Below are 26,638 nucleotides of genomic sequence, written 5' to 3' on the forward strand. Positions count from 1 at the left end.
GCACAGGCGAGCCCCGCACATTTGCACATCCATCCGGATGGAGAGATATACTCACCCCATCACCTGACGCGCCGTGCCCATGACCGCCATCAGTTTCGAGTTCTACCCGCCCAAGACCGACGAACAGCGCGCGCAGCTGGACCGTACCGCCGCGCGCCTGAAGGCCTACGCGCCGGAATACGTGTCGTGCACCTTCGGCGCCGGCGGCTCGACGCTGAGCTATACCTCCGAGACCGTGCGCCACCTGAAGCAGCACCATGGCTTCGAGGCGGCGCCGCACCTGTCGTGCGTCGGCGGCAGCCGCGAAGAGATCCGCGAACTGCTCAAGCTGTACCGCGCGATCGGCTGCCGGCGCCTGGTCGCACTGCGCGGCGACCTGCCCTCGGGCATGGGCCATCCCGGCGACCTGCGCTACGCCGCCGACCTGATCGCCTTCATCCGCGCCGAGCACGGCGACGCGTTCCACCTGGAGGTCGGCGCCTATCCGGAGACGCATCCGCAGGCCAGCGACGCGCTGAGCGACCTGCGCCACTTCAAGGCCAAGGTCGACGCCGGCGCCGATGCCGCGATCACCCAGTACTTCTACAACGCCGACGCGTACTTCCATTTCGTCGATGCGGTGCGCAAGCTCGGCGTGCAGATCCCGATCGTGCCGGGGATCATGCCCATCGCCAATTTCAGCCAGCTGCGGCGGTTCTCCGAACAATGCGGCGCGGAGATCCCGCGCTGGATCGGCAAGCGCATGCAGGCCTACGGCGACGACGCCGACGCGATCCGCGAGTTCGGCGCCGATCTTGTCGCCGCATTGTGCGAACGCCTGATCGCCGGCGGCGCACCGTCGCTGCACTTCTACACGCTGAACCTGGCCAAGCCCACCGTCGGCGTGCTGTCGCGCCTGAAGTGAGCGCTTGCGCGTCCGGCGGACGCACGGCAGTGCGACGTCGGCGGCAATCGGCGTGGCGGCCGGCGGCCCTGCGCCGGATAGCGGCGAGCGCTGACGACCCGGCCATCCTGCATCCCTCGCGCAAGCAGCCTGGGCGCTTGGCCTCGCCAAACCCCCTGTAGGAGCGGCTTCAGCCGCGACGAGCGGAGACGGAAGCCCGCTCGGCTTCGGAACCTTTCGGGGCTGAAGCCCTGCCACAGTTCACCCGGATTGCCGCAAGCCTTTCGCAGCAATGCTGGGTGGGCCATCAATCGCGACGAGCAACGCAATCACGCATCCCGGCGTCGCAGAAGCCCGGGACCGATGCACCCCGCAACGACGCGACCTGACGCCGCACCCAGGCAACCACCGGCGCCTTCCATTGCTTCCCAGATAACGGACCTGCCGCTAGGCTGAGCCGATGCGCACACGCCCATCGCTCCTCCTGTTGCTATGCCTGTGCGCCGCGCCTGCCGCCGCGCAGCAGGTCAATCGCTGCACCGGCGCCGACGGCGCCACCGTGTTCAGCGATCGCCGCTGCGAGGACCTGGGCGCGATCGACCGGCTGCCGCCGCGCGTCGCGCCCAGCGCCGCCAACGAAGGCGCCAGCGGCCTGTACCGGCCGCAGTGCGTGCGCCGGCTCAGCGAACTGGCGCAGCAGATCCGCACCGCGGTGGACGCGCGCGACGTCAATCGCCTGTCCACGCTGTACTGGTGGAACGGCGTCTCCGACGCGGCGGCGCGGCGCATCCTCGACCGTCTCGATGCGATCACCCAGCGGCCGCTGGTCGCGATCGTGCCGGTGCTGCCGCAAGCACCGGCGCAGATGGAATCGCTGCCCGCCATGCCGCCGGCGGCGGACGCCGCGCCCGGCGCCGAACCGCACCCTGTCGCCGCCGACGCATCGGCAGCCACGCCAACGCCGGCCAGCACGGTACCCGGCGATACGGCGACACGGCCGCGCCCGCGCGCGACCGCGTTGCGCCTAGAGCAGACCCTCGGCGGCAGCGCGACGCCGACCTCGACGGTGCTGGGCCTGCGCCGGCAGTACAACTGCTTCTGGATCAGTTTCTAGCGCTTGCGCGAACGGTTCCGGCAGTCGACGCGACCGTGTAGGAGCGACTTCAGTCGCGACACGCGTTACCAGGAAGGCCTATCGCGACTGAAGTCGCTCCCACAGGTGGCGATAGCCCGACCGGAAGCCTTGTACGCAGCGCACGTACAAAGAGCCGCTGCGAGATCGGCGTGCATGCGTCGCAACGCTTCGCCTCGCGCAACAGGCCGCGATCGGCGCACGCCCGCATCATGCCGTGCGTCGGCGCCTACACCCCGCGCTCAGGCCACGTCCACGTCCACCGGCCACAGCCCGCGGATCGCGGCGATGCCCTGGCCGCCATGGCGGCGCGCTTCGGCGATCTGGCTCGGCAACAGACCGCCGATCGGGTACAGCGGCAGCGCCACTTCCTCGCGCAGCCGCTCGAACGCGTCCCAGCCCAATGCCGCCGCACCGGGATGGCTGGCGGTGGCCGCCAGCGGGCCGACCACCGCGAAGTCGCAGCCCAGCCGCTGCGCCGCCTGCAGTTCCTCGACGCTGTGGCAGGACGCGGCCACGCAGTGCCCCGGTGGCAGCGGGCGCGCATCGAACTGCGGCAGCTGCTCCGATCCCAGGTGCACGCCGATGCCCAGTTCCTGCGCCAATGCCAGATCGCGGTTGACCAGCACCTGCACGCCGCGGGCCGCGCACAGCGCCGCCGCGGCCCGCGCCAGCGGCGGCCAGCGCTCCGCCGGCAGGCTGCGCGCGCGCAGCTGCACGCGCTGCACGCCGCCCTGCAGCGCGCGCTCCAGCGCCGCCAGCCAACGTTCTGGCTCGACCGGCTCCGGCGTCACCAGATAGCGATCGGGCTGGCGCAGCATCGCCACCACCGGCTGGTCGGCCGGCGGCATCGCGTAGCGGCCCAGCTTGTCCGGCGCCACCCAGGTCAGCGCCTGGCCCTCGCGGCCGCGCGCGGTGCCCTTCCACGCCAGCACCTGGCGCATCTCCAGCCGCAGCCGCTTGTCCGGGTAGCGCTGCGGCACCTCCATCAGCTGCGCGCCGACCGTGGCCTCGATGCCCAGCTCTTCCTGCAGCTCGCGCACCAGCGCCTGCTCGGAGGTCTCGCCCGGCTCGCGCTTGCCGCCAGGGAACTCCCACAGCCCGGCCAGGTCGCGGCCCTCGGTGCGCCGGGCCAGCAGGATGCGGCCGCGGGCATCGGTGATCACCCCGGCGACGACATGAATCGATCTGAGCGGTTCGGACATGGCGCAAGCTTGCCGTCTTCGGCGGTGCCAACGCAATGAACTGGGTTCACATCGCCGCCGATCCGCGCACAACGGCCGCGATCCGCGCGCGGCACAGGCGCGACCCAGGCAGTGGGAACGCTGCGCCGGCAACGGCGAAGCGTGCATCGGCGCGCAGCGCCGACGCGTCGCTCATTTCCCGCACAGCCTTGCTAAGCGGAGACTGCCTCCGTATCATAAGTGGAGAACACCTCCATTTCCTGCACAGGCATTCGGATGACTAGGCGATTTGAAAACAAGGTCGTGGTGATTACCGGCGGAAGCGACGGTATCGGCCTGGCAACGGCAAAACTCTTCGCAGAGGAAGGCGGCCACGTCTACATTACCGGGCGCCGGCAGGAACTGCTCGATGAAGCGCTGAAACATATCGGCCACGGGGCTGTCGGCGTGCAAGGCGACGTCACCAACCCCGCCGACCTGACCAGGCTCTACGCACGTATCGAGCGTGACCACAACAGGGTCGATGTTGTGTTCGCCAATGCCGGAATTCACGAAGTCGTTCCGCTCGAGGCGATCGACGAAACCCACTTCGACACCGTGTTCGGCCTAAACGTCAAGGGTTTGGTCTTCACCGTGCAGAAAGCGCTGCCGCTGATGACCGACGGAAGTACGATCGTCCTCAATGGCTCGATCGCCGGCGCTAAAGGAATACCGGGCCAGTCGCTCTACAACGCCAGCAAGGCGGCGGTTCGCTCGTTCGCGCGAAGCTGGACGACCGACCTCAAGGAGCGGGGCATTCGCGTCAACGTCGTGGCACCTGGCGGCACCGAGACACGCCTTATCCGCAGCTATCTTGATGCGCGACCGGGAGCGGAAGAGGCCCTGGCGCAAGGGGTGCCGCTTGGGCGATTGGGACAGCCGGACGAAGTGGCGCGAGCAGTGCTCTTCTTGGCATCCAAGGACAGCAGCTTCGTCGCCGGCCACGAACTCTTCGTGGATGGTGGCGTCGCCGCTGTCTGACAGGAAAGACCATTCGGAGCAATCACTTTCGGGAGTGGTCGCTCCGTCCGGCAGCGGAAGAACATGCTTCGTTGATCGAATGACAGCCATCCGACTCAAGAGCGGAAAAGCTGCCGGTCCTGTTCCCATGAGGGTCACGCCATAGCGCCATCGCATGAATACCGATTTTTGCGACGCACCGGCCTTCCCTGATGGCACCTGGGAATTTCGCCGCGAAACGCTGCCGCAAGCGCTAGAGTTTCGCGACGGTTTCCTGCGCCGAGCAGCGACCGGTTTGGCCGAATCCGGACATCAGCCGTTGCCGTGATCTCGCGCCGTCCGGAACCAGCATCTGCGACTCGGCGTACGACGCGCCTTGCGCCCCCGTTTGCCCGCACCAGTTGCTTCTCCCCACCTGTGGCCGGATCTCTCCTCCCGGACCAACGGACCGATAGCCGGCCTGTCTCGTTATCCCGAGTTCGGCGCACAGCTCGCCAATCCCGGCTTCCGGCTTCCGGCTTCCCCTTCGCCGCCCGTGCAAGCCGAAGCTTTGCAGGTCATCTAAAACGGTCGGCCGGCCGCCGTTGCGTCCCCGCGCTCGCGCGCCTCAAGTCGGCCGTTGTCGGCTCGATAATCAATGACCGTCGAATTCGGCCAACGCCGCAAATATGCCGGACACCAGCCTGCCATTGGCAGTGTTCTGACCAATCACCGCGCCCCATCTGGAGCCATGGCCCCCTTTAGCAAAGGGGGCGCGCCGACAGGCGTGGGGGTTTGGGAAGCGCTTGGCCTGCGCCCATGTTTTGCGAAGCAAGATCGATGAGGCCGTTGCGCGGTTGCGCACCAGCGCTCCTAGCTCAACTGCCCATGGCAATGCTTGTACTTCTTGCCGCTGCCACACGGGCACGGATCGTTGCGGCCGACCTTGGGCGCCTCGCGGGTGACCTGCGCCACCGCTGGCGCGTTGGCGCCCAGCGCCACCTGCTCGGCTTCTTCGTCGGCGCTGTAGCCGCCGGCGTCCTGGTGCTGGAACTGCGCCTGGCGCAGCTGCGCCTCCATCTGCTGCCGCTCCTGCGCCTCCAGCGCCGCCACCTCTTCCTCGCTGCGGATGCGCACGCGCGCCAGCAGGGTCACCACCTCGCGCTTGGCGTGCTCGAGCATTTCCGAGAACAGCTCGAAGGCTTCCTTCTTGTATTCCTGCTTGGGCTGCTTCTGCGCGTAGCCGCGCAGGTGGATGCCCTGGCGCAGGTAGTCCATGCGCGCCAGGTGCTCCTTCCAGCTCTGGTCGAGCACGGTCAGCATCACGTGCTTCTCCAGCGCGCGCATGGTCTCGCCGCCGATCGCCGATTCCTTCTCCTGGAAATGGCGATCGACCTCCTCGCGCACCTTCTCGGCGATGCCGGCCGCGTCCAGTTCCTCGTGGCGCTTGACCAAGTCGGTCAGCGACAGCGGCAGGCCCAGGTCGCTGGCCAGGGTCGCCTCCAGGCCCGCCAGGTCCCACTGCTCGTCGACCGAGTTCGGCGGCACGAAGCGCGCCACCAGGTCGTAGATCACGTCGTCGCGGATGCCGTCGACGTTGTCCTTGACCGACTCGGCGTCGAGCAGCTCGTCGCGCTGGGCGTAAATCACCTTGCGCTGGTCGTTGTTGACGTCGTCGAAGTCGAGCAGGTTCTTGCGGATGTCGAAGTTGTGCGCCTCGACCTTGCGCTGCGCCTTCTCGATCTGGCGGCTGACCAGCTTGTCCTCGATGACGTCGTCTTCCTTCATGCCCATCATCCGCATCGCCTTCTGCACCCAGTCCGAGGCGAAGATGCGCATCAGGTTGTCTTCCAGCGACAGGTAGAAGCGCGAGGAACCCGGGTCGCCCTGGCGCCCGGAACGGCCGCGCAGCTGGTTGTCGATGCGCCGCGATTCGTGGCGTTCGGTGCCGATGATGTGCAGGCCGCCGGCGGCCTTGACCGCGTCGTGGCGCTCCTGCCAGGCGGCCTTCAGCCGCGCGCGCTCGTCCTCGCTCAGGTCCTCGCCCAGCGCATGCAGCTCCGCTTCCAGCGAGCCGCCGAGCACGATGTCGGTACCGCGGCCGGCCATGTTGGTGGCGATGGTCACCGCGCCCGGCTGGCCGGCGTTGGCGACGATCTGCGCCTCGCGCTCGTGCTGCTTGGCGTTGAGCACCTCGTGCTTGACGCCCGCCTTGCGCAGGTGCTCGGACAGCATCTCCGAGGTCTCGATCGAGGTGGTGCCGACCAGCACCGGCTGGCCGCGTTTGGCGCAGTCCTCGATGTCGGCGAGCACCGCGTTGAACTTGCCCTGGCGGTTGAGGAACACCTGGTCCGGCCAGTCCTTGCGGATGGTCGGGCGGTTGGTCGGGATCACCACCACTTCCAGGCCGTAGATGCTCTGGAATTCGTAGGCTTCGGTGTCGGCCGTGCCGGTCATGCCGGACAGCTTCCTGTACATGCGGAACAGGTTCTGGAAGGTGATGCTGGCCAGCGTCTGGTTCTCGCGCTGCACCGGCACGCCTTCCTTCGCTTCCACCGCCTGGTGCAGGCCGTCGGACCAGCGCCGGCCCGGCAGGGTGCGGCCGGTGAACTCGTCGACGATGACCACCTCGCCATCGCGCACGATGTAGTCCACGTCGCGCTGGTAGATCGCATGCGCGCGCAGCGCGGCGTTGAGGTGGTGCACCACGCTGAGGTTCTGCGCGCCGTACAGGCGGTCCTCCTCGTTGGTCAGGATGCCGGCGGCGCGCAGCAGCTCCTCGGCGTGTTCCATGCCGGCCTCGGACAGGTGCACCTGCTTGCCCTTCTCGTCGACCCAGAAATCGCCCTCGCCTTCTTCGGACTCCTGCTTGGTCAGCTGCGGCACGATGCGGTTGACGCGGATGTACAGCTCCGGCGAATCGTCGGCCGGGCCGGAGATGATCAGCGGGGTGCGCGCCTCGTCGATCAGGATCGAGTCCACTTCGTCGACGATGGCGTAGTTCAGGCCGCGCTGGTAGCGGTCGGCCTTGGACAGCGCCATGTTGTCGCGCAGGTAGTCGAAGCCGAATTCGTTGTTGGTGCCGTAGGTGATGTCGGCGGCGTAGGCGGCGTGCTTGTCGCTGTGCGGCATGCCCGGATAGACCACGCCCACGCTCAGCCCCAGCCAGTTGTACAGCTTGCCCATCTGCGCGGCGTCGCGGCGCGCCAGGTAGTCGTTGACGGTGACCACGTGCACGCCCTTGTCCTCCAGCGCGTTGAGGTACACCGGCAGCGTCGCCACCAGGGTCTTGCCTTCGCCGGTGCGCATTTCCGCGATCTTGCCCAAGTGCAGGACCATGCCGCCGATCAGCTGCACGTCGTAGTGGCGCATGCCGAGCACGCGGCGGCTGGCCTCGCGGCACACCGCGAACGCTTCCGGCAGCACCTTGTCCAGGCTCTCGCCGCCGGCGATGCGCCCACGCAGTTCCGGGGTCTTGGCCTGCAGCTGCGCGTCGGAGAGCTGCTCCATTTCCGGTTCCAGCGCGTTGACCTTGGCGACGATACGGTGGAGCTGACGCAGCTGGCGCTCGTTGCGGCTACCGAAAACGCGAGTAAGCAGACTGTTGATCATTGAAGGAACCGGTTGGAAAGGAACGCCCGTACGGCCCGATCCCCCAGGGAAGCGGTGGGCCGCAAACGAAACAGGGCGCGAGGCGCCCTGTCGTGGCAAAGCGTATTGTAGCTTGGGGCGGGCTCCGGCGATTCAAGCGCCGGCCGCGCCGCCCCAGCTCGGATCAGCCGCGGCCGCGGCGGCCCACCGGGGTGGCGCCGTCGCCGAGGAACTTGGCCGGGTTCATCACCACGCCGTCCTTCCACACCTCGAAATGCACGTGCGCGCCGGTGGAACGGCCGGTGGAGCCGGCCTTGGCCACTTCCTGGCCGACCCGCACCAGATCGCCGACCTTCACCGACAGCCGCGAATTGTGCGCGTAGCGGGTGACGTAGCCGTTGCCGTGATCGACCTCGACCACGTTGCCGTAGCCGCCGCGCACGCCGGAGTAGCTGACCACGCCGTCGGCCACGGCCAGCACCGGGTCGCCGACGTTGGCGTGGAAGTCGATGCCCTTGTGGTTGCCGGCGCCGCCGCCGAACGGATCGGCGCGGCCGCCGAAGCCGGAAGTGATGTAGCTGTTGCGGATCGGCATCTGCGAGGGCACCGCGTTCTGGTCGAGCTGGTGGTCGAACAGCAGCGACTCGAGCACCGACAGCTGCTGGCCAGAGGTGGCGAACTGCTGGTGCAGCCCGTCCAGTTCCTTGCCCAGCTGCTGCGCCGGCATGTCCTGGCTGACCTCGTCGTCGCCGCCACCGACGCCGACCGGCTGGTCGAAGTCGAATTCGCCGTCCTGCAGCTTGCCCATCCGGGTCAGGCGCTCGCCGAGCGCGTTCAGCCGGGTGGCCTGCGCCTGCAGTTCGCCCAGCCGCGCGGCCAGCGCGTTGACCTGGGTCTGCGCGTCGCGGCGCACCTGCGCCAGTTCCGCGTCCTGCCGTTCCACCTTGGCCCGCAGCTGCGCCGAACCGGCCAGGCCGGTCGCGGCGCTGACGCCGATGCCGAGTACCATGCCCACGCCGAGCACCGCGCCCAGCACGGCCAGGGGACGCCGGTCCGCGAACTCGCGCAGACGCCACGGCAGGTCCTTTATCCCCTTTTCACGCGAATTGATTACGATCTTCTTAAACGCCATATGAGTTTTCATGTCTAAGCGAAAGTCCGGCGAGGGCCATACCACCGCGCCGATGCCGGCGTTGGACGCGGCACTGGCGGACAAGGTGGGCGACCCGTTGCGGCGTGCCTTGTGGCTCGACGCGCTGGATCGGCAATTGCGCCCCCATCTGCCGCCGAACCTGGCCTCCCGTTGCCGGTTGGCCAATGTGAACGGCGAACAGCTCGTTTTTCTCGTTGACTCTCCGGTCTGGCACGCCCGGGTCAGGCTTGCCGAGGCCGATCTCCTCGCTGCGGCCCGGTCCCTCGGGCTGAAGGCCACCAGGGTGACCGTCAAGATTGCGACTGTATCCGCGCATTCCCCAATGCAACAGGCAAGAAGCAAGCCAGCACCGGTATCCGCGGCGACGCACAAGGGTTTGCGCGACGCGCTGGCGTCCTTGCAGGACGTCGACTCCGCGACGCCTGAAGCAGCGACGGCCTCCGGCCGGCGCGGTCTGCGTACGTAGACACGCACGTCACGACCCGACGCATCCTAGCGGGCGCCGGCCTCGAGGTCGTTACCGATTCGTTAAATAGAAGTTAAGGAAGGCCGAAGGATGGGACGGATCGCCCCATTTCGTGACCGCCAACCGCCCCGGCTGCGGGGCGCCGAACTTTAGGCGTAGGCCACGGCCCCGTAGGCCACCGGCGCCGATTGCGCGGCCGAATCGAAGCTCACCCACTCCCAGGCGGCCTGCTCGGCGAGCAGCGCGCGGACCAGCTTGTTGTTCAGCGCGTGGCCGGATTTGTAGCCTTCGTAGGCGCCGAGGATGGCGCCGCCGGCCAGGTACAGGTCGCCGATCGCGTCGAGGATCTTGTGCCGCACGAACTCGTCGGCGTAGCGCAGGCCGTCGTCGTTGAGCACGCGGAACTCGTCGAGCACGATGGCGTTGTCCATCGACCCGCCCAGGCCCAGGTTGCGCTCGCGCATGTACTCCAGGTCGCGCATGAAGCCGAAGGTGCGCGCGCGGGAGATTTCCTTGATGTAGGCCATGGTCGAGAACTCGATCTCCTGGCGCGACTGCTTGGCCGGGATCATCGGGTGGTCGAACTGGATGGTGAAACCGAGCTTGTAGCCGTCGTACGGCTCGAAGCGGGCGATCTTGTCGCCGTCGCGCACTTCCACCGGGCGCTTGATGCGGATGAAGCGCTTGGGCCTGTCCTGCTCGACGATGCCCGCGGACTGCAGCAGGAACACGAACGGGCCGGAGGAACCGTCCATGATCGGCAGTTCGGCCGAGGACAGCTCGACGATGGCGTTGTCCACGCCGAGGCCGGCCATCGCCGACATCAGGTGTTCCACGGTCTGGATCTTGGCCTCACCGCGGCTGAGCCCGGTGCACAGCGTGGTCTCGGTGACCAGTTCGGCATCGGCCGGCACTTCCACTGCCGGTTCCAGGTCGACCCGGCGGAACACGATGCCATGGTCGGCGGGCGCCGGACGCAGCGTCATGTACACCTTGTCGCCACTGTGCAGGCCCACGCCGGTGGCGCGGATCGTGTTCTTGAGGGTGCGTTGCTGGGTCATGGGAGACAGTCTGGGAACGTCCGCTCAGACGGGAACTGAACGGAATTGAGAATATCACGCGTTTAGCCAAATTTTAACAAGACGGTCACAGCGTCCTATTTGCGCAACGCTGGCGCAGCCGGCGTCGCGGTCGCAAAAACCTGCCGGGTCGAGGCGACCCGGCAGCAAAGGACACGGCGCACCGCTCGGGCGGACACTCCCGAACGGCGGTGTTGCGGCCGGCGCATGGCCGGCCTTGGCGACGTCAGTCGGCCTGGCGGCGCAGGAACGCCGGGATGTCCAGGTAATCGTTGGGCAGATCGGCCGCGGCCGGCGCCGGTGCGGACGACCCCATCGCATCGCTGCTCGGACGGCGCAGGCCCAGGCCCATCGCCCCGCCGACCGCCTTGGACACGGCGTCGCCGCCATGTTCGAAGTCGCCGAATTCCGGCTGGCCGGTGGTGGCGTTGCGGACCAGCTTGATCGGCGCGCGCTGCTCCGGACGCTGCGCCTGGCGCGACACCGCACGGTTCAGGCCGGTGGCGACCACGGTGACGCGGACCTCGTCCTGCATGTCCGGGTCGAGCACGGTGCCGACCACCACGGTCGCGTCTTCGGAGGCGAAGCCTTCGATGGTGCGGCCGATCTCGTCGAACTCGGACATGGTGAAGTCCGGGCCGGCGGTGATGTTGACCAGGATGCCGTTGGCGCCGGCCAGGTTGACGTCGTCCAGCAGCGGGTTCTGGATCGCCGCCTCGGCCGCCGCCTGCGCGCGGTCGTCGCCGCGGGCCGAACCGGTGCCCATCATCGCCAGGCCCATTTCCGACATCACCGTGCGCACGTCGGCGAAGTCGACGTTGATCAGGCCCGGACGCACGATCAGGTCGGCGATGCCCTGCACCGCGCCCTGCAGCACGTCGTTGGCGGCGCGGAACGCCTGGATCATGGTGGCGTTGCGGCCGAGCACGGTGATCAGCTTCTCGTTGGGGATGGTGATCAGCGAGTCGCAGTGCTGGCTCAGTTCCTCGATGCCCTTCAGCGCGACCTGCATGCGCCGGCGGCCCTCGAACGGGAACGGCTTGGTGACCACGGCCACGGTCAGGATGCCCATCTCCTTGGCCAGCTGCGCGACCACCGGCGCGGCGCCGGTGCCGGTGCCGCCGCCCATGCCGGCGGTGATGAACACCATGTCCGCGCCCTGCAGCGCGTCCATGATGCGTTCGCGGTCTTCCAGCGCGGCCTGGCGGCCGACTTCCGGGTTCGCGCCGGCGCCCAGGCCCTTGGTGACGTTGGTGCCGAGCTGCAGCTGCAGCTTGGCGCCGCAGTTCTTGATCGCCTGCGAGTCGGTGTTGGCGGTGATGAATTCCACGCCGTCCACGCTGCTGCTGACCATGTGCGCGACCGCGTTGCCGCCGCCGCCGCCCACGCCGACCACCTTGATTACCGCGTTGGGTGCCATCTTTTCAATCAGTTCGAAATGCGCCATGTCCGTGTCCTCTTTGAGCCGGGATTCGGGATCCGGGATTGGGGATTCGGAACAGCTCCGATCCTCGTTCCCGCCTCTCCGTCCGGCGAGTGTTGTTGTTTGGAAGCCGGGATCGGGGATCCGGATCGGGCACGATCGCCCTTACTCCGTTGCCCGCTCCGCGGCGGAAATCACTACAAAAGTATCGCCTGCCTTCTCTCCGCTCTCCGCTCTACCGCTGTCTTGCTGTCGCTGTTGCTCTTACGAATCCCAAATCCCGAATCCCGGCTCCTCAAAACTCGCCGCGATACCAGTTCTTCAATTTCTTGAACAAACTGCCGGCGCGCCCGGTCGGCAGCGACGGGCGGCGCGGGTGTTCGATCTGGCTGCCCATCAGCAGCAGGCCCACGCCGGTGGCGTGCACCGGGTTGCCGACCACTTCGCCCAGGCCGGTGACGTGCTGCGGGATGCCCACGCGCACCGGCATCTGCACCATTTCCTCGGCCAGTTCGACCACGCCTTCCATCTTCGAGGCGCCGCCGGTCAGCACCATGCCGGCACGCACCAGCTCCTCGAAGCCGGAGCGGCGCAGTTCGGCCTGCACCATCTCGAAGATCTCCTCGTAGCGGCCCTGCACCGCCTGCGCCAGCGAGTGGCGCGGCATGCGCCGCGGCGGGCGGTCGCCGACGCTGGGCACCTGGATGCTTTCCTCGGCGGTGGCCAGCTGCGCCAGCGCGCAGGCGTAGCGCACCTTGATCTGCTCGGCTTCCGGGGTCGGCGTGCGCAGCATGTGCGCGATGTCGTTGGTGACGTGGTCGCCGGCGATCGGCAGCGAGGCGGTGTGGCAGATCGCGCCCTGCACGAACACCGCCAGGTCGGTGGTGCCGGCGCCCATGTCCACCAGCACCACGCCCAGCTCGCGCTCGTCGGCGGTCAGCACCGCCACCGAGGACGCCAGCGAGGACAGGATCAGGTCGTCCACCTGCAGGCCGCAGCGCTGCACGCACTTGCTGATGTTGGCTGCGGCCGACTGCGCGCACACCACCAGGTGCGCGTGCACCTCCAGGCGCACGCCGGTCATGCCGACCGGGTTGCGGATGCCTTCCTGCGAATCGTCGAGCACGTACTCGCGCGGGATCGCGTGCAGGATGCGCTGGTCGGCCGGGATCGCCACCGCCTTGGCCGCTTCCAGCACCCGGTCCAGGTCGTTCCAGGTCACTTCGCCGTCGCGGATCGGCACGATGCCGGGGGAGTTCTTGCACTGCACGTGGTTGCCGGAGATCGACGCGTACACCGAGCGGATCTCGCAGCCGGCCATCAGCTCGGCTTCCTCGACCGCGCGCTGGATCGACTGCACGGTGGATTCGATGTCCACCACCACGCCGCGCTTGAGCCCGCGCGATTCGTGCGAACCGATGCCGATCACCTCGATCGGGTTGCCGGGCGAATACTCGCCGACCAGCGCGACGACCTTGGAGGTGCCGATGTCCAGTCCAACGATGAGGGATTTGTCGCCTTTGCGGTTCATGTCTTGGAGCCGGGATTTGAGATTCGGAATTGGGGATTGGTCGAAGCGACGGGGCGTGGAATGCGGGGAAGGTCGGCGGAGGCGGAGCGTTGCGGAGCCGGTTTCTTTGCCGATCCCGAATCCAATCCCTGCCGTTCGACCGTGAACCCATTCGTGTAACGCAGATCGGCGCGGGCCAGCGGCGCCTGGTCCGGTTGCAGCAGTTGCGGCAGCACGCGGGCGAAGCGGGCCAGGCGGGCGCGGGCGTCGTCGCGGCCAACCACGATCTGCACGCCGTCGCCCAGCTGCAGCGACCAGCTGCCGCGCGCGTCCATCGCCACGCCGTTGACCGGCAGCCCCGCCGGCGCGAACAGCGCGCGCGATTCGTTGTACAGCGCGACCACGTCCTGCGCCTTGGCATCCGGCCCGGCCAGCTGCGGCAGCGCCATGCCGCGCAGCTCGCTCGGCAGCGCGAAGATGCGGCCCTGCTCGGACAGCATGCGATCGCTGCCCCAGCGCGCGAACGGGCGGTGTTCGGTGACGCGCACTTCCAACACGTCCGGCCAGCGCTTGCGCACCCGCGCGCTCTCCACCCACGGCAGCCGCTCGATCGCGTCCTGCGCGTCCTGCAGGCGCACCGCGAAGAAGCCGCGGCGCGCGTACGGCAGCACCACCTGGCGCAACTGTTCGGCCGGCACCCGCTTGAAATCGCCGCTGACCTGCAACCGGCTCAGCGGCCAGCGCTCGGCGCCGACCCAGCCGTTGAGCACCGCCACCACCGGCAACGCCACCAGCGCCAGCGCCAGCAGCCAGGCGAGGATGCGCAGGAGGGCGCTCATGCGGCACTCCGTGCCGCGGGATTCGGGATTGGGAATTCGGGATTCGCGCAAGACACGCACGCGAGCGCACCGGCAGCGCGACGCTGCCGCTGTGCGACTCCCCAATCCCGAATCCCGAATCCCGGCTTCACAGCGTCTGCTCCAGCACCCGCCACACCAGCTCTTCGAAACCGATGCCGGCCTGGCGCGCGGCCTTGGGCACCAGCGAGTGGCTGGTCATGCCCGGGGCGGTGTTGGCTTCCAGCAGCGCGAAGTCGCCGCTGGTGCCGTCGCGCATCACGTCCACGCGGCCCCAGCCGCGGCAGCCGGCGGCGCGGAACGCGGCCAGCGCCAGTTCGCCCAAGGCGCGCTCGGCGTCGCCGTCCAGGCCCGGGCACAGGTACTGGGTGTCCTCGGCCACGTACTTGGCGTGGTAGTCGTACCACTGGCCCTTGGGCACGATGCGGATCGACGGCAGCGCGGTGTCGCCGAGGATCGCCACGGTCAGTTCGTCGCCGACGATCATCTGCTCCATCAGCAGCTCGCCGTCGTAGCGCGCGGCCAGCGCCACCGCCTCGTCCAGCTGCGCCGGCTCGAACACGCGGGTCACGCCGACGCTGGAGCCTTCGTTGGCCGGCTTGACGATCACCGGCAGGCCCAGCTGCGCGGCCGCCGCATGGATCGCATCGGCCTGCGCGGTCGCCGCCAGGCGCACGTAGCGCGGCGTCGGCAGGCCGAGCGACAGCCACACCTGCTTGGTGCGCACCTTGTCCATGCTCAGCGCCGAGCCGAGTACCGGCGAACCGGTGTACGGCACGCCGAACGCCTCCATCAGGCCCTGCACGATGCCGTCTTCGCCGCCGCCGTTGTGGCCGTGCAGCACGTTGAACACGCGGTCGAAACGCTTGTCCACCAGCGCCTGCGCCAATGCCGGGATGCCGTCCACCGCGACCGCGTCGACGCCGCGCGCGCGCAGCGCCTCGAGCACGTTGCGGCCCGAATCCAGCGACACCTCGCGTTCGCTGGAGGTGCCGCCGAGCAGCACCGCGACGCGGCCGAACACGGCCGGGTCGGTGTGGCGCGGCGGCGCGAAGGTCGGCGCGCTCATGCCTTCGCCTCCGCGACGAAACCATCCTGGGCGATGTGCTGGGCGACGTAGCCGATGTCGCCGGCGCCCATCATCAGCAGCAGGTCGCCGTCCTGCAGCACGTCCGGCAGCACGTGGCTCAACTCGGCGACCTGGCCCACCACCACCGGCTCGCTGCGCCCGCGCGCACGGATCGCGCGCGCCAGCGAGCGCGCGTCGGCGCCGGGGATCGGGGTTTCGCCGGCCGGGTAGACCTCGCTGAGCACCAGCGCGTCGACTTCCGACAGCACCGCAGCGAAGGCGTCGAACTGGTCGCGGGTGCGGCTGTAGCGGTGCGGCTGGAACGCGACCACCAGGCGCCTGTCCGGCCAGCCGCCGCGCGCGGCGGCGAACACGGCGGCCAGTTCGCGCGGATGGTGGCCGTAGTCGTCGACCAGGCGCACGCGCGCGCCGCTGGCGGTGACCACGTCGCCCAGGTCATTGAAGCGACGGCCGATGCCGGCAAAGCTCTGCAGCGCGCTGGCGATCGCCGCCGGCGCCACGCCCAGCTGCCAGCCGATCGCGGCGGCGGCCAGCGCATTGAGCACGTTGTGCCGGCCCGGCAGCGCCAGCGTCACCGGGGTGCTGCTGCCCTCGGGCAGGCGCAGGGTGAAGCGCATGCGCGGGCCGTCCTGGACCACGTCCTCGGCGCGCACGTCGGCGTTCTCGCTGAGCCCGTAGCTCATCACGTGGCGCGGGGTCTTGGCGGCCAGCGCGGCCACTTCCGGATCGTCGATGCACAGCACCGCCAGGCCGTAGAAGGGCAGGCGCTGCAGGAACTCGGCGAACGCGGCCTGGACCCGGGCGAAGTCGTTGCCGTAGTTCTCCAGGTGATCGGCGTCGATGTTGGTGATCACCGCGATCAGCGGGTTCAGGCGCAGGAAGCTGCCGTCGCTCTCGTCGGCCTCGGCCACCAGCCACTGGCCGCCGCCGAGCTTGGCGTTGGCGCCGGCGGCGAGCAGCTGGCCACCGATCACGAAGGTCGGGTCCAGCCCGCCTTCGCTGAGCACTGCCGCGGCCAGGCTGGTGGTGGTGGTCTTGCCGTGGGTGCCGGCCACCGCGATGCCGCGGCGGAAGCGCATCAGCTCGGCCAGCATCGCCGCGCGCGGCATGATCGGGATGCGCTGGCTGCGCGCCTCCATCAGTTCCGGGTTGTCGTCGCGGATCGCGCTGGACACCACCACGCAGTCGGTGCCGAGCACGTTGGCCGCCGAATGCCCGCGCATCACCCGCGCGCCGAGCTTTGCCAGGCGCCGCGTCGCCGCGTTGTCGGCGTTGTCCGACCCGGAGACCTCGTAGCCCAGGGTCAGCATGACCTCGGCGATGCCGCTCATGCCGGTGCCGCCGATGCCGACGAAGTGCACGCGCGGGAACGCACGGACCAGGTCGCCGGTGTCGTGGAGACGGCGGATCATTGGGCACCTCCTGCGGAGGTGCCGGGATTGGGGATTCGGGATTCGGGATTGGCGGCGTCGGCGGCACGTTGCCGCGGCGCATCGCCCTGTACGGATGTCTGCATAGTGTCCTGCTGGTGCTCCTGCTCGTTGCGAATCCCCAATCCCGACTCCCGACTCCCGGCCTCTTCCAGAATGATGTCCGCGATCCGCTCGGCCGCATCCGGCTTGGCCAGGCGGCGGGCGGCGTCGGCCATCGCCAAGCGCTTGCCCGGGTTGCCGAGCAGGTCGCGCAGCACGCCCTGCAGGTTGGCGGCCAGGGCGTCGTCCTGCTTTAGCAGCACGGCGGCGCCGCGCTCGACCAGGTATTCGGCGTTGCGGGTCTGGTGGTCGTCGACCGCGGCGGCGAACGGCACCAGCACGCTGCCGATGCCGGCCGCGCACAGTTCGGCCAGGGTCGAGGCGCCGGCGCGGCACACGGTCAGGTCGGCCCAGGCGTAGGCGGCGGCCATATCGCCGATGAAGGCTTCGACGCTGGCGGCGACGCCGGCGTCGGCATAGGCCTGGGCCGCTTCGTCGCGCAGCTTTTCGCCGCACTGGTGGCGCACTTCGACCTGCGCGCCGAGCGCGGCCAGCGCGCGCGGCAGCGCCTGGTTAAGCGCGCGCGCGCCCTGGCTGCCGCCCAGCACCAGCAGGCGCACCGCGCCCTCGCGCCCGGCGAAGCGCTGCGCCGGCAGCGGCAGCGCCGCGATCTCGGCGCGCACCGGGTTGCCCACCGCTTCCTCGCGGGCGGCGAAGCTGCCCGGGAACCCGGTCAGCACGCGCCGCGCCACGCGCGAGAGCACCTTGTTGGTCAGGCCCGGGGCGCGGTTCTGTTCGTGCACCAGCAACGGCAGTTTCAGCAGGCGCGCGGCGATGCCGCCGGGGCCGGCGGCGAAACCGCCGAAGCTGACCACCGCGCGCGGCGCGCGCCGGCGCAGCACGAAGCCGGCGGCGCGGATCGCGCGCATGACCCGTACCGGCGCACCGAGCAGCGCCAGCGCACCCTTGCCGCGCAGGCCGCCGATCTCGATGGTGTCGATCTCGATGCCGTGCTGCGGCACCAGTTGGGTTTCCATGCGCCCAGCCGCGCCCAGCCACACCACCGGCACGCCGCGCGCGCGCAGCACCTTGGCCACCGCCAGCGCCGGGAAGATGTGCCCGCCGGTGCCGCCGGCCAGGATCATCACCGGGCGCAGCGCGGCATCCGCAACGGATGCGGTCGCGGTGGCGGCCAGCGGCGCGGTCGCGCTCATCCCAGCCTCCCGAAGGTCGGTTCGACCCGCGGCTGCATGCGGCTGGTGCCGCGCGCCGGGGTGCCGGCCTGGATCGCCGCGGCCACCGCGCTGGCGCTGGCCTCGCGCGCGGCCTGCAGGTCCTCGGCGCTGTCCACGGTCTGCTTGACCGCCGGTGCCGCCTCGCCGCGCACCTTGGCCACTTGCCGCTCGGCGCGGTCCAGCTCGTAGGACACGCGCAGCAGCAGGCCCATCGCCACACAGGTCATCAGCACGCTGGAGCCGCCGGCGGAGATCAGCGGCAGGGTCAGGCCCTTGGTCGGCAGGATGCCCAGGTTGACGCCGACCGAGACGAAGCTCTGCAGGCTGATCCACAGGCCGATGCCGAAGGCGATGTAGCCAGAGAAATGCCGCTTCATCTCCACGCAGCGCATGCCCAGCCAGAACGCGCGCCCGACCAGCAGCGCGTACAGCGCGATGATCAGGCACACGCCGGTGAAGCCCAGTTCCTCGGCGATCACCGAGAAGATGAAGTCGGTATGCGCCTCGGGCAGGTAGTTGAGCTTCTGCACCGAACCGCCCAGGCCGACCCCGAACAGCTCGCCGCGGCCCACCGCCATCAACGCGTTGGACAGCTGGTAGCCGGAGCCGAGCTGGTCGGCCCACGGGTCCAGGAACGAGGTGATGCGGCGCAGCCGGTAAGGCTCCAGGATCGCGATGAAGGCGAACACCGGCAGGCCGATCACGATCGGCATCGACATCCGCGGCAGGTTGACCCCGCCCAGCACCAGCATGCCGGCGGTGATCGCCAGCAGCAGCGTGGAGGAGCCGAAGTCCGGCTGCATCAGCAGCAGCGCGACCAGCGCCACCGCCACGCCCAGCGGCTTGAGCATCGCCGGCCAGGTGGCGTTGACCTCGTCGCGGAAGCGCACCAGGTAGCTGGACAGCCACACGATGTACAGCACCTTCACCGCTTCCACGGTCTGGAACTTGGAGATGCCCAGGTTGATCCAGCGCCGCGCGCCGTTGACGCTGCTGCCCAGCCCGGGCACGAACACCACGATCAGCAGGCCGAAGCACGCCAGCAGCAGCAGCTGGTTGTACTGCTCGATGTTCTTCAGCTCGGTGCGCATGGTCCAGATCGCCAGGCCGATGCCGCCGGCCAGGAACAACAGATGCCGGGTGAGGTAATAGAACGGGCTGACGGTCAGCTCGATCGAGCTGGAGCCGACCATCACCACGCCCAGCGAGGCCAGCGCCACCACCGCGCCGAGCAGCCACGGGTCGTAGCGGCCGCCGATGGCCTCCAATCGGGTTGCCTGGCGTGCGGCGTCGTTCATCAGCGCACCTTCAACGTGGCCAGGCCGACCAGCACCAGCACCACCGAGATGATCCAGAAACGCACGATCACCCGCGGCTCGGGCCAGCCCTTCAGCTCGAAATGGTGGTGGATCGGCGCCATGCGGAACACGCGCTTGCCGGTGAGCTTGAACGAGGCGACCTGGATCATCACCGACAGCGTCTCGATCACGAACACGCCGCCCATGATCACCAGCACCAGTTCCTGGCGCACGATCACCGCGATGGTGCCGAGCACCGCGCCCAGCGCCAGCGCGCCGATGTCGCCCATGAACACCATCGCCGGGTAGGTGTTGAACCACAGGAAGCCCAGGCCCGCGCCGGCGATCGCCGCGCAGATGATGATCAGTTCGCCGGCGCCGGGGATCGAGGGGATCTTCAGGTAGGCCGAGAACACCGCGTTGCCCGAGGCGTAGGCGAACACGCCCAGCGCGCAGGCGACCAGCACCGTGGGCATGATCGCCAGCCCGTCAAGGCCGTCGGTCAGGTTGACCGCGTTGGAGAAGCCGACGATCCAGAAGTAGGCGATGGCGACGAAGCTGATCCCGGCCAGCGGCAGCGCGATCGACTTGAACATCGGGATGTAGAAGGTGATCGCCGCCGGCACGTCGGCGGTGTAGTAAAGAAACAGACCCGCGGCCAGGCCGAAGATCGACTGCAGCAGGTACTTCCAGCGCGACTTCAGCCCGTTCGGGTCGCGGCGCACGATCTTGATCCAGTCGTCGTACCAGCCGATCACGCCGAACGCCAGCATCACCGCCAGCACCAGCCACACGTAGCGGTTGCGCAGGTCGCCCCACAGCAGCACCGACAGCAGCACGGTGAGCAGGATCAGCGAGCCGCCCATGGTCGGCGTGCCGGCCTTGGAGAAGTGGGTCTGCGGGCCGTCCTGGCGGATCGGCTGGCCGCCCTTGAACTGCGCCAGCTTGCGGATCATCGCCGGGCCCAGCCACAGCGACAGGAACAGCGAGGTCAGCGCCGCGAGGATGCCGCGGAAGGTGAGGTAGCCGAACAGCCCGAACAGGCTCTCCAGCTGCTGCAGCCAGCGGGACAGTTCAAGCAGCATGCGACGCCTCCTCACCCTGCGCCAGCAACGCGCTCACGATCTTGTCCATGGCGCTGCCGCGCGAGCCCTTGACCAGGAGGGTGGCCGGGATCGGGGATTCGGGATTCGGGATTGGGAGGGGCGCAACGCCAGCGGACGCCACACCGGTGCTCTCATGCATGTGTTCTGTTTCCTGCTCTTGATCCTGCTTTTCCCGGGTCCCGCGTCCCGCGTCCCGCGTCCCGGCCACCGCGTCCAGATCGCGGCGCAAGGCGGCGATCAGCGCCGCATGGCTGTCGAACACGCGGCCGTTCTCGCCGAACGCCTGCGCGGCGATGGCGCTGAGGGGGCCCAGCGCGTACAGCCGGGTCAGCCCGGCGTCGCGCGCGCGGCGGCCGCCGCTGGCGTGCAGCGCCTCGGCGCCGTCGCCGAGTTCGCGCATGTCGCCCAGCACCAGCCAGCGCTCGCCGCCGGCGGCGGCCAGCGCGTCGATCGCCGCGGCCAGCGAACCGGGGTTGGCGTTGTAGCTGTCGTCGATCAGCACCGCGCCGCCGCGCAGCGTGTGCGCGATCTGCCGGCCCGGCACCGGCTGCACCTGCGCCAGGCCGGCGGCGATCAGCGCCGGCGCGATGTCCAGCGCCAGCGCCAGCGACGCGGCGGCCAGCGCGTTCATCAGGTTGTGGCGGCCGGGCAGCGGCAGCGTCGCCTCGACCTCGCCGTGCGGGGTGACCAGCACGAACTGCGAACGGTCCGCGCCCACCCGCAGCTGGGTGGCGGTGACCTCGGCGCTGGCCTGCAGCCCGAAGCGCAGCACGCGCGGGGTCAGCGGCGCCGGCAGGTGCTGTTCGAACCACGCGCCGAACGCGTCGTCGGCATTGATCACCGCGGTGCCGTCGGCCGGCAGCGCGGCGTAGATCGCGCCCTTGGTCCGGGCCACGCCGAGCAGGCTGCCCATGCGCTCCAGGTGCGCCGGGGCGATGTTGTTCACCAGCGCCGCGTGCGGGGCGACGATGTCGGTCAGGTAGGCGATGTCGCCCGGCTTGCCGGCGCCCATCTCGTAGATCGCGTAGTCGGCCGCGTCCGGCGCCTCGATCACCGCCAGCGGCAGGCCGATCTCGTTGTTGCGGTTGCCGGGGTTGGCGTAGACGCTGCCGCCGCCGACCCGGCAGGCGTGCTGCAGGATCGCCAGCAGCAGTGCCTTGACGCTGGTCTTGCCGTTGCTGCCGGTGATCGCGGCCACCCGCGTGGCGCGGCCGCGCTGCATGCCGGCGGCGATCCGCGCCAGCGCCAGCTGGGTGTCGGCGACCAGCAGCTGCGGCAGTTCGATCTGCGGCTGCAGCAGGTCCACCAGCAACGCGCTGGCGCCGCGCGTGGCGGCGTCGGCGGCGAAGTCGTGGCCGTCGAAACGCTCGCCGCGCAGCGCCACGTACAGGCTGCCCGGCGCCAGCGTGCGGGTGTCGTGGGCGATCGCGTCGATCGCCACGTCGTCGCCGTGCAGTTCGGCGCCGGCCCAGTGCGCGAGCATCGACAGCGGCAGGCGCTTCATCGCGCGCCCTCCATCGCCGGGGCGGCGCGCGCCTGCAGCGCCTGCGCGGCGATCTCGGTGTCGTCGAACGGATGCTGCACGCCGGCGATCTCCTGGTACGGCTCGTGGCCCTTGCCGGCGATCAGCACGATGTCCTCGCTGCCGGCCTCGGCCACGGCCTGGGCGATGGCCTGCGCGCGGTCGCGCTGCACGCGTACCGCCTGCAGGTCGCTGAAGCCGGCCAGGATGTCGGCGACGATGCGGTCGCCGTCCTCGCCGCGCGGGTTGTCGTCGGTGACGATCACCACGTCGGCCAGGCGCTGCGCGATCGCCGCCATCTGCGGGCGCTTGCCGGTGTCGCGCTCGCCGCCGCAGCCGAACACGCACAGCAGGCGGCCGTGCGCGTGGCCGCGCAGGCTGTCCAGCGCCTGCTCCAGCGCGTCCGGGGTGTGCGCGTAATCGACCACCAGCAGCGGCTGCGCCCCGGTGCCGCCGAGGCGGTTCATGCGCCCGCGGATCGGCTGCAGCTGCGACAGCGTCGCGGCGATGCGCGCCGGCGCCACGTCCAGCGCATGCAGCGCGCCGGCTACCGCCAGCAGGTTGTCGACGTTGAAACGGCCCAGCAGCGCCGACTGCACCGGATGCCGCGCCTCGCCGATCAGCAGGTCGAAACCGATGCCGCGCGCGTCCAGGCGCAGCGCCTCGGCGCGCAGCGCGGCGCCGGCCTGGCCGCGCGAGCTGACGCCGATGCGGCGCAGGTGCGGCTCCAGCGTCGCCAGCAACTCGCGGCCGAACGCGTCGTCGAGATTGACCACCGCCGCCTTCAGCCCCGGCGTGGCGAACAGGCGCGCCTTGGCCGCGCCGTAGCCGGCCATGTCGCCGTGGTAGTCCAGATGGTCGCGGGTGAGGTTGGTGAACACGGCCACGTCGAAGTGCACCGCATCCACGCGGCCCTGGTCCAGCGCATGCGAGCTCACTTCCATCGCCACCGCCTGCGCACCGGCGTCGCGCAGCTGCGCCAGCAGCGCGTGCGTCTGCAGCACCAGCGGCGTGGTGAACCCGGTCGGCACCACGTCGCCGTACAGGCCCACGCCGAGCGTGCCGATGCTGCCGCTGCGCGTGCCCAGGCACTGCCAGGCCTGCGCCAGCAGCTGCACGGTGGAGGTCTTGCCGTTGGTGCCGGTGACCCCGATCATGGTCATCGTCTGCGACGGATGGCCATGGAACTGGTCGGCCATCGCGCCCATGCGCGCGCGCAGGCCCGGCACCGCGATCGCGTCGGCCGGGGCCGGCAGCTCGGCCGGCGCCGGCGGTTCGAACAGGATCGCCGCGGCGCCGTTGGCGCGCGCCTGCGCGGCGAAGCCCAGCCCGTGCGCGCCGAACCCGGCGATCGCCACGAACGCATCGCCGGGGCGCACCGCGCGGCTGTCCATGACCAGCCCGGACACCTGCACGTCGCGCGCCAGCGCCAGGTCCGGCAGCAGCTTGGACAGCGGCAGCGCGCGGCTCACTGGCGGGTCTCCTGCAATGGCGTCGGCAACGCGGCCGGCGCCGGCGCGACGGCGTGCACGCTGGGCAGCGCGGCATCGACCTCGGCGGCCGCATCGGGCACGGTGGCCGGATCCGGCTCCACCGGCGCCGGCGGCGGCGCATGGCCGCTCTTGCCGGCGGCCTGCGCCGCCAGCCACGCCTGGATGTCGTCCGGCGGCACGTCCATCAGCCGCAGCGCGCCTTCCATCACGTTGTGGAACACCGGCGCGGAGACCAGGCCGCCGTAGTACTTGGCGCCCTGCGGATCGTTGATCACGATGACCGTGGCGAAGCGCGGATTGGTCGCCGGCACCAGGCCGGCGAACAGCGCGTTGTAGTGGCCGCGGATGTAGCCGCCCGGACCGTTGAGGCGCGCGGTGCCGGTCTTGCCGGCGACGTGGTAGCCGAGCACGGCCGCGCCCTTGGCGCCGCCCTGGGTGACCACGGTCTCCATCATCGCCACCACTTCCCGCGCCACTTGCGGGCTGATCACCTCGCGCGCTTCCTGGTGCTGGCCCTTGACGAAGGTCGGCTGCATCAGCTTGCCGTTGTTGCCCAGCGCGGTGTACGCGGTGGCGATCTGCAGCGGCGTCACCGACAGGCCGTAGCCGTAGGACATGGTGGTCTTGGTGGTGCCGTACCAGCTCGGGCTGCCCGGATGCGACACCACGCCGGCCGACTCGCCGGGGAAGCCGCTGTGCGGCGCGCTGCCGTAGCCGAACTTGCGCACCGACTGGTAGAACGCCTGGTCGTCCAGCTTGGCGACGATCTTGGCCGCGCCGATGTTGGAGCTGCGGGTGATCACGCCGGTGACGTTGAGCACGCCGTTGTTGCGCGGCACGTCGCGGATCGTGTACCGGCCCAGGGTCATGAAGCCCGGATTGGTGTCGATCACGGTATTCGGCGTGACCACGCCGGCCTGCAGCGCGGTGGCCACGGTCAGCGGCTTCATCGTCGAACCCGGCTCGACCAGATCGGTGACCGCGCGGTTGCGGCGCGCGTCGGAATTGACCCCGCTGACCGCGTTCGGGTTGTAGGTCGGCAGGTTGACCATGGCCAGCACTTCGCCGCTGTTCACGTCCACGATCACGATCGAGCCGGCCGCGGCCTTGTTCTCTTCCAGCGCCTTGCGCAGTTCCTTGTAGGCCAGGAACTGGATGCGGCGGTCGATGCTCAGGGTCAGGTCCTTGCCCGGCTGCGCCGGCTTGACCAGGTCGATGCTCTCCACGATCGCGCCCTTGCGGTCGCGGATCACGCGCTTGGAGCCGGGCTTGCCGCGCAGCCACTCGTCGAACGCCAGCTCCAGCCCTTCCTGGCCGCGGTCGTCGATGTTGGTGAAGCCGAGCACGTGCGCCATCGCTTCGCCCTGCGGGTAGAAGCGGCGGAACTCGCGCTGCGAGAACACGCCCGGGATGCCCAGCGCGACCACCGCATGCGCCTTGTCCGGATTGATCCGGCGCTTGAGGTACATGAACTCCTTGTCCGCCTTCTGCGACAGCTTGGCGGTCAGCTCGTCGCTGGGCAGCTCCAGCGCCTGCGCCAGCTGCGGGATGCGGTCGGGATTGCGCAGCAGCTCCTGCGGGTTGACCCAGATCGACTCGACCGGCGTGGACACCGCCAGCGGCTCGCCGTTGCGGTCGGTGATCATGCCGCGCGAGGTCGCGATCGGCAGCTCGCGCAGGTAGCGCGCCTCGCCCTGGCGCTGGTAGAAATCGCTGTTGATCAGCTGCACGTAGGCGGCGCGCCCGATCAGCGTGACCGAGCACAGGCTCAGCGCCGCGCCGACCAGGACCAGGCGGCCGCGGAGATTGAAGTTGCTGCGCGGGCGGTTGCGGCCGGTCTTGCTCATGGCCGCACCACCACGATGTCGCCGGTTTCCGGGAACTTCATGCCCAGCCGCTCGCGCGCGACCTGGTCGACGCGATTGCTCTCGGCCCAGGTCGCCTGCTCCAGCTGCAACCGGCCGAACTCGATGTTCAGCTCGTCGCGGTCGTGCTCCAGCCGCGACAGCTCCACGAACAGCTGCCGGTGGCGATGGCGCATGTACACCACCCCGATCGCCGAGGCGATGGTGCAGGCGAGCAGGACGATGAGCAGCAGCCGGCTCATCGGGCGCCTCCTGTCGGAGACGCCGGGATTGGAGATTGGGGATTGGGGATCGGGCGAGCGCTCTTCTCCAATCCCGAATTCCCAATCCCCAATCCCAGCTTCTCGGCCACCCGCAACACCGCGCTGCGCGCGCGCGGATTGACTGCCAGTTCGGCGCTGTCGGCCTTGATCGCGCCGCCATGCAGCCGCAACGTCGGCACGAACGGCTGCGCCTCGGGCAGGCGGCGGTTGCTCGGCGGGGCCTTGGCGTGGCGGTTCATGAACTGCTTGACGATGCGGTCTTCCAGCGAGTGGAAGCTGATCACCGCCAGCCGGCCGCCCGGCTTGAGCCTGGCCAGCGCCGCGTCCAGCCCGGCCTCGAGGTCGGCCAGCTCGCGGTTGATGTGGATGCGGATCGCCTGGAAGCTGCGCGTGGCCGGGTGGGTCTTGCTGTCGCCGCGCGGCATCACGCTGGCGATCAGTTCGGCCAGCTGCGCGGTGCGGGTCAGCGGCTGCTCGGCGCGGCGCGCCACGATCGCGCGGGCGATGCGCCGGCTCTGGCGCTCGTCGCCGTAGGTCCACAGCACGTCGGCGATGTCGCGCTCGTCGGCGCGCGCCAGCCACTGCGCCGCGCTCTCGCCGGCGTCCGGGTCCATGCGCATGTCCAGCGGGCCGTCCTTGCCGAACGAGAAGCCGCGCGCGGCCACGTCCAGCTGCGGCGAGGAGACGCCCAGGTCGAACAGCACCCCGTCCAGGTCGGCGGCGGCGTCCCACTGCCCCAGCTCGGCGAAGCTGCCGCGGCGGATGCGCACGCGCGCGTCGCCGCCGAACGCATGTTCGGCTTCGGCGATCGCCTCGGGATCCTTGTCCATCAACAGCAGCCGGCCTCCTGGGCCGAGTTTGTGCAGCACCCCGCGCGCGTGTCCGCCACGCCCGAACGTGCCATCCAGATAGATTCCGTCTTCGATCACCTGCAGCCCGTCCATGACCTGCGCGAACAACACCGGCACGTGCGCCGCCGGCGGTTGCGACACCGGAAGGTGACCGGCCTGCGCCTGTCCGCGCATCCGGACACCCCGG

General features: G+C 69.7%; 23 protein-coding genes. 5 read left to right on the top strand and 18 right to left on the bottom strand.

Features of this window, described 5'->3' with window-relative positions:
• Positions 1–79 precede the first annotated feature (79 nt).
• A complete protein-coding gene (gene metF / locus OCJ37_RS16770; RefSeq protein ID WP_263110830.1) occupies positions 80–904 on the top strand; it encodes a methylenetetrahydrofolate reductase [NAD(P)H] in 825 nt (274 codons plus the stop codon).
• Between the two features lie 439 nt (positions 905–1,343).
• Positions 1,344–1,997: a DUF4124 domain-containing protein gene (locus tag OCJ37_RS16775; RefSeq protein ID WP_263110831.1), complete on the top strand. Its 654-nt coding sequence runs from the start codon at positions 1,344–1,346 to the stop codon at positions 1,995–1,997.
• Between the two features lie 260 nt (positions 1,998–2,257).
• On the opposite strand, the gene OCJ37_RS16780 is transcribed toward OCJ37_RS16775, so the two are convergent.
• The gene (locus tag OCJ37_RS16780) at positions 2,258–3,220 is read right to left on the bottom strand and encodes a Nudix family hydrolase (RefSeq protein WP_263110832.1); all 963 of its coding nucleotides are present in this window, start codon (positions 3,218–3,220) and stop codon (positions 2,258–2,260) included.
• 46 nt (positions 3,221–3,266) lie between these two features.
• Complete coding sequence (locus tag OCJ37_RS16785) at positions 3,267–3,395, bottom strand: hypothetical protein (protein ID WP_263110833.1); 129 nt, start codon at positions 3,393–3,395, stop codon at positions 3,267–3,269.
• An 80-nt stretch (positions 3,396–3,475) separates the two neighbouring features.
• On the opposite strand from OCJ37_RS16785, the gene OCJ37_RS16790 reads away from it, so the two are divergent.
• Both OCJ37_RS16790 and OCJ37_RS16795 read left to right on the top strand, forming a co-directional pair.
• Positions 3,476–4,219: an SDR family NAD(P)-dependent oxidoreductase gene (locus OCJ37_RS16790; protein ID WP_263113720.1), complete on the top strand. Its 744-nt coding sequence runs from the start codon at positions 3,476–3,478 to the stop codon at positions 4,217–4,219.
• Positions 4,220–4,373: 154 nt separating this feature from the next.
• Complete coding sequence (locus OCJ37_RS16795; protein WP_263110834.1) at positions 4,374–4,526, top strand: hypothetical protein; 153 nt, start codon at positions 4,374–4,376, stop codon at positions 4,524–4,526.
• 524 nt (positions 4,527–5,050) lie between these two features.
• On the opposite strand, the gene secA is transcribed toward OCJ37_RS16795, so the two are convergent.
• Together secA and OCJ37_RS16805 are read right to left on the bottom strand one after the other, a co-directional pair.
• On the bottom strand, positions 5,051–7,789 hold the full coding sequence (gene secA, locus OCJ37_RS16800) for a preprotein translocase subunit SecA (protein WP_263110835.1): 2,739 nt from the start codon (positions 7,787–7,789) through the stop codon (positions 5,051–5,053).
• A 163-nt stretch (positions 7,790–7,952) separates the two neighbouring features.
• The gene (locus OCJ37_RS16805) at positions 7,953–8,900 is read right to left on the bottom strand and encodes a M23 family metallopeptidase (protein ID WP_263110836.1); all 948 of its coding nucleotides are present in this window, start codon (positions 8,898–8,900) and stop codon (positions 7,953–7,955) included.
• Between the two features lie 10 nt (positions 8,901–8,910).
• On the opposite strand from OCJ37_RS16805, the gene OCJ37_RS16810 reads away from it, so the two are divergent.
• Positions 8,911–9,387, top strand: a complete 477-nt coding sequence (locus tag OCJ37_RS16810; protein WP_263110837.1) for a DciA family protein — start codon at positions 8,911–8,913, stop codon at positions 9,385–9,387.
• Between the two features lie 149 nt (positions 9,388–9,536).
• On the opposite strand, the gene lpxC is transcribed toward OCJ37_RS16810, so the two are convergent.
• The 14 genes from lpxC to rsmH all read right to left on the bottom strand — a co-directional run bounded on the left by lpxC (position 9,537) and on the right by rsmH (position 26,625).
• Positions 9,537–10,448 (bottom strand): UDP-3-O-acyl-N-acetylglucosamine deacetylase, encoded by a 912-nt coding sequence (gene lpxC / locus OCJ37_RS16815; RefSeq protein ID WP_263110838.1) that lies wholly within the window; start codon positions 10,446–10,448, stop codon positions 9,537–9,539.
• Positions 10,449–10,692: 244 nt separating this feature from the next.
• Positions 10,693–11,913, bottom strand: a complete 1,221-nt coding sequence (gene ftsZ / locus OCJ37_RS16820; protein WP_263110839.1) for a cell division protein FtsZ — start codon at positions 11,911–11,913, stop codon at positions 10,693–10,695.
• 271 nt (positions 11,914–12,184) lie between these two features.
• Positions 12,185–13,420, bottom strand: coding sequence for a cell division protein FtsA (ftsA, locus tag OCJ37_RS16825; protein WP_003465508.1), 1,236 nt, complete (start codon positions 13,418–13,420; stop codon positions 12,185–12,187).
• Positions 13,417–14,238 (bottom strand): cell division protein FtsQ/DivIB, encoded by an 822-nt coding sequence (locus OCJ37_RS16830; RefSeq protein ID WP_263110840.1) that lies wholly within the window; start codon positions 14,236–14,238, stop codon positions 13,417–13,419. The genes ftsA and OCJ37_RS16830 overlap by 4 nt, the downstream gene beginning before the upstream one ends.
• A 127-nt stretch (positions 14,239–14,365) precedes the next feature.
• The gene (locus OCJ37_RS16835; protein ID WP_263110841.1) at positions 14,366–15,325 is read right to left on the bottom strand and encodes a D-alanine--D-alanine ligase; all 960 of its coding nucleotides are present in this window, start codon (positions 15,323–15,325) and stop codon (positions 14,366–14,368) included.
• Positions 15,322–16,758, bottom strand: a complete 1,437-nt coding sequence (murC, locus tag OCJ37_RS16840) for a UDP-N-acetylmuramate--L-alanine ligase (RefSeq protein WP_263110842.1) — start codon at positions 16,756–16,758, stop codon at positions 15,322–15,324. Before murC ends, OCJ37_RS16835 begins: the two co-directional genes overlap by 4 nt.
• Positions 16,755–18,032: an undecaprenyldiphospho-muramoylpentapeptide beta-N-acetylglucosaminyltransferase gene (murG, locus tag OCJ37_RS16845; protein ID WP_263110843.1), complete on the bottom strand. Its 1,278-nt coding sequence runs from the start codon at positions 18,030–18,032 to the stop codon at positions 16,755–16,757. The genes murC and murG overlap by 4 nt, the downstream gene beginning before the upstream one ends.
• Entirely contained in the window at positions 18,029–19,351 is a 1,323-nt protein-coding gene (ftsW, locus tag OCJ37_RS16850) for a putative lipid II flippase FtsW (RefSeq protein WP_263110844.1), read from the bottom strand. The genes murG and ftsW overlap by 4 nt, the downstream gene beginning before the upstream one ends.
• The gene (gene mraY / locus OCJ37_RS16855) at positions 19,351–20,436 is read right to left on the bottom strand and encodes a phospho-N-acetylmuramoyl-pentapeptide-transferase (RefSeq protein ID WP_263110845.1); all 1,086 of its coding nucleotides are present in this window, start codon (positions 20,434–20,436) and stop codon (positions 19,351–19,353) included. The genes ftsW and mraY overlap by 1 nt, the downstream gene beginning before the upstream one ends.
• Positions 20,426–21,961, bottom strand: a complete 1,536-nt coding sequence (gene murF, locus OCJ37_RS16860; RefSeq protein WP_263110846.1) for a UDP-N-acetylmuramoyl-tripeptide--D-alanyl-D-alanine ligase — start codon at positions 21,959–21,961, stop codon at positions 20,426–20,428. Before murF ends, mraY begins: the two co-directional genes overlap by 11 nt.
• Complete coding sequence (locus OCJ37_RS16865) at positions 21,958–23,451, bottom strand: UDP-N-acetylmuramoyl-L-alanyl-D-glutamate--2,6-diaminopimelate ligase (protein WP_263110847.1); 1,494 nt, start codon at positions 23,449–23,451, stop codon at positions 21,958–21,960. Before OCJ37_RS16865 ends, murF begins: the two co-directional genes overlap by 4 nt.
• Complete coding sequence (locus OCJ37_RS16870; protein ID WP_263110848.1) at positions 23,448–25,319, bottom strand: peptidoglycan D,D-transpeptidase FtsI family protein; 1,872 nt, start codon at positions 25,317–25,319, stop codon at positions 23,448–23,450. Before OCJ37_RS16870 ends, OCJ37_RS16865 begins: the two co-directional genes overlap by 4 nt.
• Complete coding sequence (gene ftsL / locus OCJ37_RS16875; protein ID WP_263110849.1) at positions 25,316–25,579, bottom strand: cell division protein FtsL; 264 nt, start codon at positions 25,577–25,579, stop codon at positions 25,316–25,318. The genes OCJ37_RS16870 and ftsL overlap by 4 nt, the downstream gene beginning before the upstream one ends.
• Positions 25,576–26,625, bottom strand: a complete 1,050-nt coding sequence (rsmH, locus tag OCJ37_RS16880; protein WP_263113721.1) for a 16S rRNA (cytosine(1402)-N(4))-methyltransferase RsmH — start codon at positions 26,623–26,625, stop codon at positions 25,576–25,578. The genes ftsL and rsmH overlap by 4 nt, the downstream gene beginning before the upstream one ends.
• Positions 26,626–26,638 lie beyond the last annotated feature (13 nt).

The organism is Xanthomonas sp. AM6 (genome assembly GCF_025665335.1).
GTDB lineage: Bacteria > Pseudomonadota > Gammaproteobacteria > Xanthomonadales > Xanthomonadaceae > Xanthomonas_A.